Genomic DNA, 13,011 nt, shown 5'->3' on the forward strand with positions numbered 1-13,011 from the left:
AGCTAAATATAAATAAAATAGCGGCAAACAATATTTTAAAAAATACGTTTTTCATAAATTCAGAATTTCATTTCAACCCATTTTGTTGCAAAACGGCTATTTTTTTAGCTCTTTTAAAGGTAGCAACTTTAAATTAACTTTTTGTATAATATTTTTAAAAGAAGTAATTCATACTTTTGAAAAAAACAAAAATCCATGAAAATCACTTCATTGTTATTCATAACTACCCTATTAGCGGTTTCCTGTCAGAAAGAAGAAAAAGCTTCCGAGAAAATAAGCGCTGAGGCATCCGACAGTCTGAGTGTCTTAAAAGCAGAAGAAGCTAAAATGATAAATACTCCTGTTGCCACACAAGGCCAACAGATTATGACCACGACCAATTCGGCAAACACCGCCGCGGTTCCGGAAACAAAACCCGGAATGAATCCACCACACGGGCAACCCGGACACCGTTGCGATATTCAGGTAGGAGCGCCCTTAAACGGAAGTGCTCCGGTAGCAAAACCGGCAGCAGCAACTCCAAACCAAACTAACAAAACTTTTACCGTTTCACCATCTGGGAATGCGACGGTTACTAAAATAGAAAGTTCCGACATTCAGACAGCACCTCCTAAACCCGTGGCACAAACAACGCTCCCGGGAATGGAAGGAAAACCCAATCCCGCGCACGGAGAAACAGGCCATCGCTGTGATATTCCGGTAGGTGTAAATCTTCCGTAAAACCTCAAACCACCCCGAAAAGGTGGTTTTTTTATGCTTTTGACTGCCGATTATAGGCTTCCGATTATGGAAACTAGCATTTTGTTATGTATTTTTGCAAACTATAATAAGTTTATACCAAAATGATACAAGATCCTAAAAGATATACGATTACTGCCGCGTTGCCTTACACCAACGGACCTATTCACATCGGACATTTGGCTGGTGTTTATGTGCCTTCCGATATTTATGCCCGTTTCCTTCGCCTTCAGGGAAGAGATGTAGCTTTTATCTGCGGAAGCGACGAACACGGTGTAGCCATTTCCATGAAAGCCAAAAAAGAAGGAATCACACCGCAACAGGTAATCGACAAATACGACGGTATCATTCGTAAATCGTTTTTAGATTTCGGAATTTCGTTTGACAATTATTCCAGAACTTCTTCAGAAATCCATCATAAAACCGCTTCGGAATTTTTCAGAAAATTATACGACGATGGTAAATTCATCGAAGAAACCACGGAGCAATTGTATGACGAGAAAGCCAATCAGTTTTTGGCTGATCGTTTCGTAACCGGAACCTGTCCGAAATGTGGCAACGAGGAAGCCTATGGCGATCAGTGCGAAAAATGCGGTTCGTCTTTAAATGCGACCGACTTAATCAATCCGAAATCAACCATTACAGGTACAAAACCTATTTTAAAATCAACTAACCACTGGTTTTTACCTTTAAATGAATATTCCGATTTCCTGCAAAAATGGATTATTGAAGGTCATAAAAACGACTGGAAACCGAATGTATACGGTCAGGTTAAATCTTGGATTGACGGCGGATTAGAACCTCGTGCCGTAACCCGCGATTTGGATTGGGGAATCGACGTACCCGTAGAAGGTGCAGAAGGCAAAAAACTGTACGTTTGGTTTGATGCGCCCATCGGATATATTTCATCTACCAAAGAATGGGCCGCCAGAGAAGGAAAAGACTGGGAACCGTATTGGAAATCGGAAGATACGAAACTGGTGCATTTCATCGGAAAAGACAATATCGTTTTCCATTGCGTGATTTTCCCTGCGATGCTAAAAGCGGAAGGAAGCTATATTTTACCAGATAACGTTCCTGCCAATGAATTCCTGAATTTAGAAGGCAACAAATTGTCGACTTCCAAAAACTGGGCAGTTTGGTTGCACGAATACCTATTGGATTTCCCGGAAAAACAGGACGTTTTGCGTTACGCTTTAACCGCGAATGCACCGGAAACCAAAGACAACGATTTTACCTGGAAAGATTTTCAGGCAAGAAACAATAACGAATTGGTAGCCATCTTCGGAAACTTTATCAACCGAGTGGTAGTGCTTACCAACAAATATTACAACGGCGTTATTCCGCAACCAAACGCGCTATCGGAAGTAGATCAGGTAACGTTAACCGAATTAAAAGCCTATCCGGCAGTGATTGCTTCTTCTGTGGAACGTTACCGTTTCAGAGAAGCGTTAGGCGAATTAATGAATGTTGCGCGTTTGGGGAACAAATATTTAGCCGACGAAGAGCCTTGGAAAATCATCAAGGAAAATCCGGAACGCGTTCAGACGCAAATGTATGTAGCCTTGCAGATTGCTTCAGCGTTGAGTGTTTTGGCAGAACCGTTTTTACCGTTCACGGCGGCGAAACTGAAAAATATTCTTCGACAAGCTCAGAATGATATCCAATGGAATGACATTGCTGCTAAATCCGATTTACTTCCGTCAGGACACCAAATTGGAGAAGCCGAATTGTTATTCGCAAAAATAGAAGACGAGGAAATCCAAAAACAAATCGACAAATTGGAAGCAACTAAAGTGGCGAACAAAGCCGAAAATGCTAAAGCCGAACCGCAAAAAGACATCATCACATTCGAAGATTTCGCCAAAGTGGATTTGCGCATCGGAACCATCATCGAAGCCGAAAAAATGCCGAAAGCCAACAAACTACTGGTATTAAAAGTAGACACCGGAATTGACGTTCGCACGATTGTTTCGGGAATTGCGGAACATTTCACTCCGGAAGAAGTCATCGGAAAACGTGTAACCGTTTTGGTAAACTTAGCACCAAGAGCGTTACGCGGTGTGGAAAGTGAAGGTATGTTGTTATTAACCAACACCGCAGAAGGCAAACTGGTTTTCATAAATCCGGATGCAGAAGGCGTGATTAACGGCGCGATGATTAGTTAATAATTTTCAAATACCATACATGTTCATGAAACGTTTACTTTTTCTTCTTTTATTTGCCATACAGAGCCTAACCAGTTTTTCACAGGAAATAGCTTCGGAATTACCCATTAACTGCGACAAAAAAACAGATGTTTTTCAAATCGTAGAAGATAAAAAACAACAAGCTCTTATTTTTTATACCGATAAAAAGAAAATAACCGCCCTTCGACTGAATAGTGCACTTAATATCATGGACTCGATAAAAGTCAGCCGTAATTCCGAGGAACTGAACGACCTCTTGGGTTACAGCATGACCGAAAACACGTACAACCTTTTATGGGCCGGTTCAAAATCAAAAAACATAACAATCCAATCGTTTGATTTTGAAAAAAAAGAGACACTTGCTAAACATACCACTTTGAATTTTGAAAATGAAAAATTATTTCAAAAGCTAACGGTTAACGGTGTTTTTTATATGTTAACCATTGTAAAGGCAAGCAACATCATCAACTTGTATAAATTCGAAAACGACAGTTTTACCAAAAAGACAATCGATCTTTCTTCAAAACGTTTTTTGAGTTCTGAAAACAAGTTTAATTTGCTTTATACCATAATCAGCGAAAACAGACTTTCCGACCCCGCCTTTTCATTTGAATTAATTTCCAATGAGACACCGCCTTCTTTGGTTTTAAGTTCCCGAAAAAGAAAAGTTTATTCACAGGGAAATCAAATTGTGCTAACCCTTGATGTATGTAAACTCTACAGCCAGATTATCCGTATCAATCTTAATGATTTTTCAGCACAGTGCCAATTCATTGCTCAGCCAAAAATAGAAGAAGCAAATTACCCGTCAGGGGATTCGAATTCTTTTCTATTGAACGACAAGATTATCCAATTACGATCTAAAAGCGACATATTACTACTAAAATTCAAAAACCAGGACGGGGAAGAACTAAAGTCTTATGAGCTAAAAGCTAACGAGGAAATTCCGTTTAAAAATTCCGATATTATTCAGGAAAACGGCAACGTGAACAATGTAAGAATCTTAGACAAATCCAACCAGCTGATACGAAAAATAGACAACTTAAATCCGTCAATTTCTTCATATCTGCTTGGCGACAAAATTTACCTGACCATTGGCGGGGTTTCTTCCCCACAAAACAATAACGCGGTAATGTACGGCGGGATGATTGGTGGTTTTACTGGGGCAATTATTGCAGCAGCGTTAACCTCCAACTATTCCATAAACAATCTAAATTCCTACAACAACCGAAAGGTGGTCTATATTCATTGTATTTTTGACACAAACTTTAACCATATCGATACCGAAGCACAAAAATTAGCGTTTGACAAATTGCGCTTTTTCGCAGAAGAAAAGGAATCGCATTTCGGACAAACCATCTTTAAGATGAATAATACTTTGTATTACGGAGGATATAGTACTGCTAAGAAAAAATATTTGTTTTACAGATTTAACGATTAATTATAATGTCATGAAACCTAAAATAATCGCCTTCGACGCCGACGATACGTTATTCATTAACGAACCCTATTTCGAGGAAACCGAAAAGAAGTTTTGCGGACTGATGAGCGATTATCTTTCTTTTCAGGGCTTATCTCAGGAATTACTCAAAACGCAAGTCGACAATTTACCACTGTATGGTTATGGCATCAAAGGTTATGTGCTTTCGATGATTGAAACCGCGGTAAAAGTTTCCAACGGTACCATTAGTGCAAAAGGTATTCAGAAAATTACCGATTTAGGAAAAGAACTGATTCAGAAACCAATCGAATTATTGGATGGTGTAGAAGAAACGCTCGAAGCGCTTCACGGCAAATACAAATTGGTGGTCGCTACTAAAGGCGATTTGAAAGACCAGCAACGCAAACTGCACGATTCGGGTCTGGGACATTATTTTCATCATATAGAAGTCATGGCCGACAAACAGGAAGTGAATTACGAAAAACTGTTAGGTCGTCTGGAAATCCAAGCCGAAGAATTTTTCATGATTGGGAATTCCTTAAAATCAGATGTACTGCCTGTATTGAATATTGGCGGTTATGCGGTTCACGTTCCGTTCCATACCACGTGGGCACACGAGAAAATCGATCACGAAATTGTGCATCCTAAATTTACCTCCGTTACTAAAATTACTGATATTTTACCGCTTCTTTTAAAGTGAAACACAAATTAGACATAGCCAACTGGAACCGAAAGACGCATTTTGAATTTTTCAGTAAATTCGAAGAGCCTTTTTTCGGCATTACCGTAAACGTCGATTGTACCAAAGCATACGAAACGGCAAAACGAAGCGGGATTTCTTTTTTTATCTTTTACCTGTACAAAACATTAGCGGCTATAAATGCCATTGAAAATTTCCGTTACCGGATAATCGACGGCGAAGTAATTGTATACGACAAAATCAATGCCTCACCAACTATCATGCGGGACGACACCACTTTTGGATTTGCTCTGGTAGAATATTTCGATGACCTCCATCTTTTCAATAAAAAAGCAACACTTGAAACTGAACGGGTGCGTAACACCAACGGCTTACTTACCCGTGACTTCAGTGGCGAATACAATCTGATTCATTTCTCCTCTATTCCGTGGGTCAATTTTACTTCGATTTCCCATTCGAGAAGTTTCACGTTTCCCGACAGTTGTCCTAAAGTTTCTTTTGGAAAAATGATTGAGGAAAACGGTAAAAAAACCATGCCGATGTCAGTCCACGTGCACCACGGACTGATGGATGGCTACCACGTAAGTCTTTTTATAGACGAATTTCAAAAGCAAATGGACGCCTAAATGTTCCCCGTAGCTTTTCATCCCATTTACAAACATCCTTTACCGGAAGGCCATCGTTTTCCGATGCTGAAATACGAATTACTGCCGCAACAATTAGTCCACGAAGGCACCGTTTCTCCGAACGCTTTTTTTGAACCGGGATTACCCGATCTGCAACACATCTTAGGCGTCCATAAAAAAGAATATGTTGAGGCTTTACTGAACCTGACATTAGAGGCTCGGGCCGTTCGAAAAATAGGTTTCCCATTATCCGCGGAATTAATTGAACGGGAACTACGTCTGGCAGAAGGAACACGCATAGGAGCCGAAAAAGCACTGCAAACCGGAATCGCTTTCAATATAGCCGGTGGAACGCATCATGCCTACTCCAATCGCGGAGAAGCCTTTTGTTTGTTAAATGATCAAGCCATTGCCGCTCAATACTTATTGAATAAAAAGTTAGTCAAAAAAATTCTGATTGTCGATTTGGACGTACACCAAGGCAACGGTACAGCTGAAATATTCCAGCACAACGAAAAAGTTTTTACCTTTTCGATGCACGGAAAATCGAATTATCCGTTCAAAAAAGAAACTTCCGATTTAGACATTGCATTGCACGACCATACCGACGACTCAAAATTCCTTGAGATTTTAGAAAACACGTTACCGTACCTCATCCAAACCCAAAAACCGGATTTTATTTTTTATCTGAGCGGGGTGGATATTCTTGCTTCGGATAAATTAGGAAAACTCGGTTGTACCCTGGACGGTTGCAAAAAAAGGGATGAAATTGTATTCTCACTATGTCAGAAACACGAAATCCCGGTTCAGGTGAGCATGGGTGGCGGGTATTCGCCAGACATTAAAACCATTATTGAAGCCCACGCAAACACCTATCGCGTAGCGAGTACCTTGTATCTTTAAATAAAACCACCGACAAAAGCCGATGGTTTTCTAATTGACTGGCTTCCAATTAAACCGCATTCAAAACGGAAATAATTTCTTCGCCGTATTTCGCTGTCTTTTTGTCTCCAAACCCTTTAATCCTTCTAAGTCCTTCAATATTCTTGGGATGATGGAAAGCAATGTTAATCAGTGCTGAATTATGACAAACTACAAATTTCGGCACATTTAATGTTTCGGCTTTTTCAGTGCGCCATTGTTTCAAACATTCAAAAACGTATTGAGCGCCGGGCGTTAAATCTGCTACTTGAATCGAAATCTTTTTTTCCTGTTCCACCTTCGGCAATTCATAATGGAGTAAAACCGACCAATACTGAATCTCCTCAGATACCACAAAATGCGTAGTCGATTTTACAAACTTTACCTCTTGCAGAAAATCGTTCAGTTTCTTTTGATCGGACATTAAATGTTCCGAAGCGATTCGAATAGTAAATACCTGAATGTTCATTTTTCACTATTTTCCTAAAAGCAAAACCTCGTTGGCTACAATTTCTGTAATATATTTTTTATTTCCTTCTTTGTCATCGTAGCTGCGGTGCGTTAGTTTTCCTTCAATTCCGATTTCTTTTCCTTTGGTTACAAATTTTTCAATCAGTTCGGCCGTTTTTCCCCAAGCAACAACACGATGCCACTCTGTTTGCTCGACTTTATCACCCTTTTCATTATAGTAATAGTCATTTGTTGCGATAGTAATGTTTGCAAATTTTCGGTCTCCGGTAACTGTTTTTACTTCCGGCTCCTGTCCTACATGTCCGATTAATTGTACTCTGTTTTTCATGGCGTTTAAAATTTAAATGTTATTGTTAAAATGATTGTGTTCGTGTCGATAGTTGTTTGATTTCGACAGGGCAAAGATGTAACGGTTACTGAACTTTATTCGGTTGTAAGTCGTTTACATTCGATTGTAAGTGTTTGTTGTCGTTTGAATTCGGGAATTTTCTTATATTTGAATACTGAATGTCTTAGAAAACAATAAAATACAAAATCAAAAAGTAAAAGCCATGAAAAACAACATTGACATTGAAAAACTCAAATTTCCTATCGGCCGGTTCGTTTGTCCGCCAGAAATTAGCGCTAAAAATCTTGAATACTGGAAGGCAACCCTAAAAGCATTCCCAAAAGAACTGAAAGCCGTAACCGAAAACCTATCGGTAACAGAACTTAACTGGACTTACCGTCCCGAAGGCTGGAAAATCAAACAAGTCATTCATCATTTGGCCGACAGTCACATGAATGCGCTCATCCGTATCAAACTTACCTTAACCGAAGACGCACCCGTGATTCGCCCTTACGAAGAAGCCTTATGGGCCGAACTGCCAGACGGATTTGAGAACAACATCCATTCTTCTTTAAAAATAATTGAAGGAGTGCACGAACGTTGGTCTCATTTATTAGAAAATTTATCGGAAAACGACTGGAACAAAATGTATTTTCATCCGGAGCACCAACGCCTGTTTTCCATAAAAGAAGCTGTCGGCATTTACGACTGGCATTGCCGACATCATCTGGCGCATATTGAACAGGCACTATCGTTAAAAGGAACCTTTAATTGATACGGTATGAAAACCTGTTTGGAATGCAACGATACCATTGTGGGACGTGAAGACAAGAAATTTTGTGGCGATGGTTGCAGGAATTCTTACAACAATAAAATAAATAAGGACAGTACGAATCTTATGCGCAACATAAATAACAAATTACGAAAAAATTACCGTATTTTGTCAGCGCTTAATCCGGAAGGGAAGTCAAAAACCACAAGAACAAAATTATTGGGGAAAGGTTTTGACTTCGAATTTTTCACTTCCATCTACCAAACCAAAACCGGAAATACTTATTATTTCCTTTACGATTTAGGCTATATGGCAGTAGAAAACGACGGATTTATACTGGTGAAAAAAGATCCATAAATAGTGAACAGATATGATACGATTCTATCCTAATGAAGAGTTTAAAGAAATTATTTTAGAAACCAAGCATAGAGTCCGATATGCACTTTCAAATTACGGTCGCCTTGTAAGTTATACCGATGAAGTAAAAGACGGAACCTTATTAAAAGGCACATTAACCGATGGATATCGAACGCTGAGACTTTGTTTTCAGAAAAACAACAAAAGAACCCAGAAAGCCATCCTGCTCTATAAATTGGTTGCCGAATTTTTCATACCCAAGACCTCCGAGGACCAACAGTATGTGATTCATCTTGATCGTAAAAGAGATAACGACCATTTTAAAAATCTGAAATGGGTAAACTATGAAGAAAAAATGGCGCATTACAGAAGTAGTCCTGCCGTAATTGCGGCTAAAAAAAGATTAATCGAGTACAATATTAAAGCTGACGGGCCTAAACTGACGGAAACGAAAGTGATGCGCCTGAAAAAAATACTGCTGGATCCCAACCGAAAAACCCGAATGAAAATTTTAGCCAAACAATTCGGCGTTAGCGAAATGCAGTTGTACCGCATAAAAAGTGGTGAGAATTGGGGGCATATTAAAGTAAATGTTACTCCGAAAGATGAAACAAAATAAACCTCAGATATCCATACTGGGATGTGGGTGGTTAGGGTTTCCTTTGGCCAAAAAATTGCTTTCGGAAGGATATTCCGTGAAGGGCTCCACTACTTCGGAAGAGAAAATCACAACTCTTCTTGCCAATGGAATTGCACCGTATCAAATTGCATTGACCGAAGACGGCATCCAAGGTCCGATAGCCGATTTTCTGGAACATTCCGAAATTTTAATTATCGATATTCCGCCGGGTTTGCGAAAAGCAACGCTTTCGGTTTCGGGAAAAACCTTTGTTGCCAAAATTGAAAACCTGCTTCCGTACATTGCACAATCTTCGATAAAAAAAGTGCTTTTTGTAAGTTCCACTTCGGTCTACGCCGATGAAAACAGGTTGGTAACCGAAGACACTTTTCCGAATCCGGATACCGAAAGCGGCAGACAGTTAGCGGAAGTAGAACTGTTATTGCGAAACAATCCGAATTTTGAAACCACAATTGTTCGTTTTGGCGGACTCATTGGCGAAGACCGGCATCCAATAAAAATGCTCGCCGGAAGGGAAAACCTAGACAATCCAGACGCTCCTGTAAATCTGATTCATCAAAAAGACTGCATCGGAATCATGCTGCGAATCATTGAAAATGAAGTTTGGAACGAAACTTTCAATGCGGTTACCCCGGATCATCCGACACGAAAAGACTATTATCACAAAAAAGCGCAAGAAATGAATTTGGCAATCCCTAAATTTGCCTCGGACAAACCTTCATCAGAAAAATGCATCAGCAGTGCAAAAATCGAAAAAGTTTTGGACTATACTTTCATTATAAATCCGCTTTAAATTGGCAAAAATCACAAACCTACACCAATCCGCAAAAAGCCGTTTAGCTGCCATCGGGTTGCCCATGCTCGCCTTAATTTGGGTCAGCTTTTTTTGGGGCACGACCTGGCTGGCTTCCAAAGAAGGGGTAAAACATATGCCGGCTTTACAATTGGCCGCCATCCGTCAGTTTTTAGGCGCAGCCATCTACATTTCGTTTTTCCTTTATAAAAAAACGCCTTGGCCGAAAGGCAAACAATGGAAAACGATTGTTATTTTAAGCATCCTCAACTTTGTCCTGAGTAACGGACTGAGTACTTGGGGCGTAAAATACATTTCCAGTGGTTTGGGTGCTATTATCGGAGCTGTTTTCCCGTTGTGGATTGTAATCATCAGTTTCTTTCAGGGCGAAAAACCATCGAAATGGTCTGTTGTAGGATTACTGATAAGTTTCGGCGGCGTGTGTCTGATTTTTTACGATTATTTAGCCGATTTGCTCAAACCCGACTTTAGATTCGGAATCGTTTTATCGGTATTGGCCACCTTAACCTGGGCGTTTGGAAGCATGTATACCAAGAAAAAAGCCGCCAGTTTTAATCCGTATTTCAGTTTGGGACTGCAAATGTTATTGTCGAGTATTTTACTGTTTGCATACACCGGAGCCACAGGAACTTCGATAAATGTAATGGAGATTCCGGCCGCTTCCTGGTGGTCGATTGCCTATCTGGTAATTTTCGGTTCGGTCTTTACATTTATTGCTTTTATTTATGCCCTGCAAAATCTTCCGGCTGAAGTAAGCAGCATTTATGCTTATATCAATCCGATTGTTGCGGTTATTTTAGGTTCGTTTATTTTTGATGAGCCGCTAACCTTTATGATTGGCATTGGCGGAACCGTAACGCTTTTCGGTTTGTATCTGGTGAACCGAAACATACGAAAGAAATAAAAAAAATCCCAAACTCACGCTTGGGATTTTTTATTGTTAGTCTTTCAGATTACCAAATCTTCACTCGGTTTTCCGGTTTAACGTATAATTTTTGTCCTTCGGTAATATCAAATGCCTGATAGAACGCATCTACATTTTGCAACGGCACGAATGCACGATACATCCCCGGTGAATGCGGATCGGTTTTCACTTGGTTTTTGATAGCTTCGTCTCTCATTTTTGAACGCCAAATCGTCGCCCAGGAAATAAAGAAACGTTGCTCCGGAGTATATCCATCAATTAAAGCGGTTTTTCCGGTTTTTTTCAAAGCAATTTGTAAACCGTCATAAGCGGCGTTTACCCCACCTAAGTCGCCAATATTTTCACCTAATGTAAATTTACCGTCTACAAAAGTTCCCGGAAGCGGTTCCAAAGCACTGTACTGCGCCGCCAAAGCCCCACCAAGTCCGGTGAATTGTTTCAAATCGTCTTCCGTCCACCAGTTTACAAGGTTTCCGTCTGCATTGTATCGCGATCCGGAATCGTCAAAACCATGAGAGATTTCATGTCCGATTACCGCTCCGATTCCACCGTAATTTACGGCGTCATCTGCTTTATAATCATAGAATGGCGGCTGCAAAATAGCTGCAGGGAAAACAATCTCGTTGTAAGACGGATTGTAATACGCATTTACAGTTTGTGGTGACATGCCCCATTCGGTTTTATCTACCGGTTTTTTCAAATCGGCAATATTTTCGGCAAAGCCCCAACGCGCCACATTTTTCATGTTATCGAAATAGTTTCCGCCTTGCTCCACGCCTTTAATTTCCAATTGCGAGTAATCTTTCCATTTGTCCGGATAACCGATTTTAACCGTCGATTTTCGTAATTTTTCAATAGCGCCTTTACGCGTTGCCGGTGTCATCCAAGGCAAATTATTGATACGGTTTTCGAACGCTAAAAATACGTTATCGATCATTGCCTTCGCTTTCGCTTTCGCTTCAGCAGGGAATTTTTGTGCTACATATAATTTCCCTAAAGCCTCGCCCACAGTTCCGTTTACAACCTGTAATGCTCTTTCTTCACGCGGACGTTGTTTTAAAGCACCGGTTAGCGTCTTGCTGTAAAATTCCCAGTTAGCCGTTTCAATATCGGTGGTTAAAACACCTGTTGATTTGTTAATTAACGTCCAACGCATGTAGGCTTTCCAGTCTTCTACTTTATTGGCTTTGAAAATATCCTCCAAAGCAGTCATGTATTTTGGCTGTGATACAATCAAAGAATCGATTTTACCGATACCAACACCTTCAATATAACCGTTCCAATTTACAGATGGGGTCAATTTTTGCAAATCTGCCACAGTCATCGGATTGTAGGTTTTTCTACGGTCGCGACGCTCCACTCGGTCTAATCTTGGTCGTGCCATTTCAGTCTCCAATGCCAAAACCTTTTCGGCTTGTATTTTTGCATCTGCAGGTTTGATTCCTAAGAATTGAAGCATTCGCGCAACGTGAAGCACGTATTTTTCGCGTTTTTCTTTCGAATCTTTATCATCGGAAACATAATAATCTCTGTCTGGTAACCCTAAGCTTCCCAAGCCAAGATACACTACATTTCGGTTACTGTTTTTTGCATCGGCACCCACGCCGATTCCGTAAAACCCTAAGCCGCCCTGAGGCTCCATTTCGATAAGCAATTTGTTTACATCGGCGATGGTTTTCACCGCGTTGATTTTTGCCAAGTATGGTTTTAAAGGCGTAATTCCGATTTTATTTCTGAAAATAGTATCCATGTAGGTTTTGTACACGTTTACCGCTTTGGCCTGATCGGATTTTGGATCCAGTTTTTTGTCGGCTGCCGCTGCTTTCAAAATGGCTAATGCGTCTTTATCGGTGTTCTGACGCAGTTCGTCAAAACTTCCCCAACGGGTTTTATCGGCCGGAATTTGTGTTTTATCAAACCAGCTTCCGTTCACATATCGGAAGAAATCATCTCCCGGTTTTACCGATTTGTCCATCAAATCCAAGTCGATTCCCGGATTTTTAGGTTTTGCCTGTTGTGCCGCAGCATCCAGACTAAGAAGTGAAAAAACCGCAAGCGAACCTGCCGCGACAATATTTTTCTTCATAGG

The 13,011-nt window shown here is 40.3% G+C and carries 14 protein-coding genes; 11 read left to right on the forward strand and 3 right to left on the reverse strand.

Annotated elements, in window-relative coordinates; all coding sequences use genetic code 11:
• Positions 1–195 precede the first annotated feature (195 nt).
• From FCR2A7T_RS14595 to FCR2A7T_RS01710, 6 genes are all read left to right on the forward strand, one after another.
• Positions 196–720 (forward strand): hypothetical protein, encoded by a 525-nt coding sequence (locus FCR2A7T_RS14595; protein WP_023569532.1) that lies wholly within the window; start codon positions 196–198, stop codon positions 718–720.
• A gap of 122 nt (positions 721–842) precedes the next feature.
• Complete coding sequence (metG, locus tag FCR2A7T_RS01690) at positions 843–2,906, forward strand: methionine--tRNA ligase (protein WP_023569533.1); 2,064 nt, start codon at positions 843–845, stop codon at positions 2,904–2,906.
• Between the two features lie 25 nt (positions 2,907–2,931).
• Complete coding sequence (locus tag FCR2A7T_RS01695) at positions 2,932–4,368, forward strand: hypothetical protein (protein WP_035116830.1); 1,437 nt, start codon at positions 2,932–2,934, stop codon at positions 4,366–4,368.
• 10 nt (positions 4,369–4,378) lie between these two features.
• Positions 4,379–5,068 (forward strand): HAD family hydrolase, encoded by a 690-nt coding sequence (locus FCR2A7T_RS01700; protein WP_023569535.1) that lies wholly within the window; start codon positions 4,379–4,381, stop codon positions 5,066–5,068.
• The gene (locus FCR2A7T_RS01705) at positions 5,065–5,694 is read left to right on the forward strand and encodes a chloramphenicol acetyltransferase (protein ID WP_023569536.1); all 630 of its coding nucleotides are present in this window, start codon (positions 5,065–5,067) and stop codon (positions 5,692–5,694) included. Before FCR2A7T_RS01700 ends, FCR2A7T_RS01705 begins: the two co-directional genes overlap by 4 nt.
• Positions 5,695–6,597 (forward strand): histone deacetylase family protein, encoded by a 903-nt coding sequence (locus FCR2A7T_RS01710; protein WP_023569537.1) that lies wholly within the window; start codon positions 5,695–5,697, stop codon positions 6,595–6,597.
• Between the two features lie 49 nt (positions 6,598–6,646).
• Here FCR2A7T_RS01710 and FCR2A7T_RS01715 read toward each other — a convergent pair whose 3' ends face one another.
• Positions 6,647–7,084 carry an HRDC domain-containing protein gene (locus FCR2A7T_RS01715; protein ID WP_023569538.1) on the reverse strand — a complete coding sequence of 146 codons (438 nt, stop codon included), beginning with the start codon at positions 7,082–7,084 and terminating at the stop codon, positions 6,647–6,649.
• A 6-nt stretch (positions 7,085–7,090) separates the two neighbouring features.
• Positions 7,091–7,414: a single-stranded DNA-binding protein gene (locus FCR2A7T_RS01720; protein ID WP_023569539.1), complete on the reverse strand. Its 324-nt coding sequence runs from the start codon at positions 7,412–7,414 to the stop codon at positions 7,091–7,093.
• Between the two features lie 223 nt (positions 7,415–7,637).
• Between FCR2A7T_RS01720 and FCR2A7T_RS01725 the strand changes: the two genes are divergently transcribed.
• The 5 genes from FCR2A7T_RS01725 (at position 7,638) to FCR2A7T_RS01745 (ending at position 10,901) form a co-directional block, all read left to right on the forward strand.
• On the forward strand, positions 7,638–8,189 hold the full coding sequence (locus tag FCR2A7T_RS01725) for a YfiT family bacillithiol transferase (RefSeq protein WP_023569540.1): 552 nt from the start codon (positions 7,638–7,640) through the stop codon (positions 8,187–8,189).
• Positions 8,190–8,195: 6 nt separating this feature from the next.
• Positions 8,196–8,543: a hypothetical protein gene (locus tag FCR2A7T_RS01730; protein WP_023569541.1), complete on the forward strand. Its 348-nt coding sequence runs from the start codon at positions 8,196–8,198 to the stop codon at positions 8,541–8,543.
• A gap of 13 nt (positions 8,544–8,556) precedes the next feature.
• Entirely contained in the window at positions 8,557–9,162 is a 606-nt protein-coding gene (locus FCR2A7T_RS01735; protein ID WP_023569542.1) for an NUMOD4 domain-containing protein, read from the forward strand.
• Complete coding sequence (locus tag FCR2A7T_RS01740; protein ID WP_035116831.1) at positions 9,149–9,976, forward strand: SDR family oxidoreductase; 828 nt, start codon at positions 9,149–9,151, stop codon at positions 9,974–9,976. The genes FCR2A7T_RS01735 and FCR2A7T_RS01740 overlap by 14 nt, the downstream gene beginning before the upstream one ends.
• A 64-nt stretch (positions 9,977–10,040) precedes the next feature.
• Positions 10,041–10,901, forward strand: a complete 861-nt coding sequence (locus tag FCR2A7T_RS01745) for a DMT family transporter (RefSeq protein ID WP_081709358.1) — start codon at positions 10,041–10,043, stop codon at positions 10,899–10,901.
• A 49-nt stretch (positions 10,902–10,950) separates the two neighbouring features.
• Here FCR2A7T_RS01745 and FCR2A7T_RS01750 read toward each other — a convergent pair whose 3' ends face one another.
• Entirely contained in the window at positions 10,951–13,008 is a 2,058-nt protein-coding gene (locus FCR2A7T_RS01750) for a M13 family metallopeptidase (RefSeq protein ID WP_023569545.1), read from the reverse strand.
• Positions 13,009–13,011 lie beyond the last annotated feature (3 nt).

It is taken from the genome of Flavobacterium cauense R2A-7 (genome assembly GCF_000498475.1).
Classification (GTDB): domain Bacteria; phylum Bacteroidota; class Bacteroidia; order Flavobacteriales; family Flavobacteriaceae; genus Flavobacterium; species Flavobacterium cauense.

Coding starts and splice junctions, on each gene's coding strand:
- FCR2A7T_RS14595 (WP_023569532.1), top strand. CDS start 196: ATGAAAATCACTTCATTGTTATTCATAACTACCCTATTAGCGGTTTCC.
- FCR2A7T_RS01710 (WP_023569537.1), top strand. CDS start 5,695: ATGTTCCCCGTAGCTTTTCATCCCATTTACAAACATCCTTTACCGGAA.
- FCR2A7T_RS01740 (WP_035116831.1), top strand. CDS start 9,149: ATGAAACAAAATAAACCTCAGATATCCATACTGGGATGTGGGTGGTTA.
- FCR2A7T_RS01745 (WP_081709358.1), top strand. CDS start 10,041: ATGCTCGCCTTAATTTGGGTCAGCTTTTTTTGGGGCACGACCTGGCTG.
- FCR2A7T_RS01750 (WP_023569545.1), bottom strand. CDS start 13,008: ATGAAGAAAAATATTGTCGCGGCAGGTTCGCTTGCGGTTTTTTCACTT.
- FCR2A7T_RS01715 (WP_023569538.1), bottom strand. CDS start 7,084: ATGAACATTCAGGTATTTACTATTCGAATCGCTTCGGAACATTTAATG.
- FCR2A7T_RS01730 (WP_023569541.1), top strand. CDS start 8,196: ATGAAAACCTGTTTGGAATGCAACGATACCATTGTGGGACGTGAAGAC.
- FCR2A7T_RS01725 (WP_023569540.1), top strand. CDS start 7,638: ATGAAAAACAACATTGACATTGAAAAACTCAAATTTCCTATCGGCCGG.
- FCR2A7T_RS01720 (WP_023569539.1), bottom strand. CDS start 7,414: ATGAAAAACAGAGTACAATTAATCGGACATGTAGGACAGGAGCCGGAA.
- FCR2A7T_RS01735 (WP_023569542.1), top strand. CDS start 8,557: ATGATACGATTCTATCCTAATGAAGAGTTTAAAGAAATTATTTTAGAA.
- FCR2A7T_RS01695 (WP_035116830.1), top strand. CDS start 2,932: ATGAAACGTTTACTTTTTCTTCTTTTATTTGCCATACAGAGCCTAACC.
- metG (WP_023569533.1), top strand. CDS start 843: ATGATACAAGATCCTAAAAGATATACGATTACTGCCGCGTTGCCTTAC.
- FCR2A7T_RS01700 (WP_023569535.1), top strand. CDS start 4,379: ATGAAACCTAAAATAATCGCCTTCGACGCCGACGATACGTTATTCATT.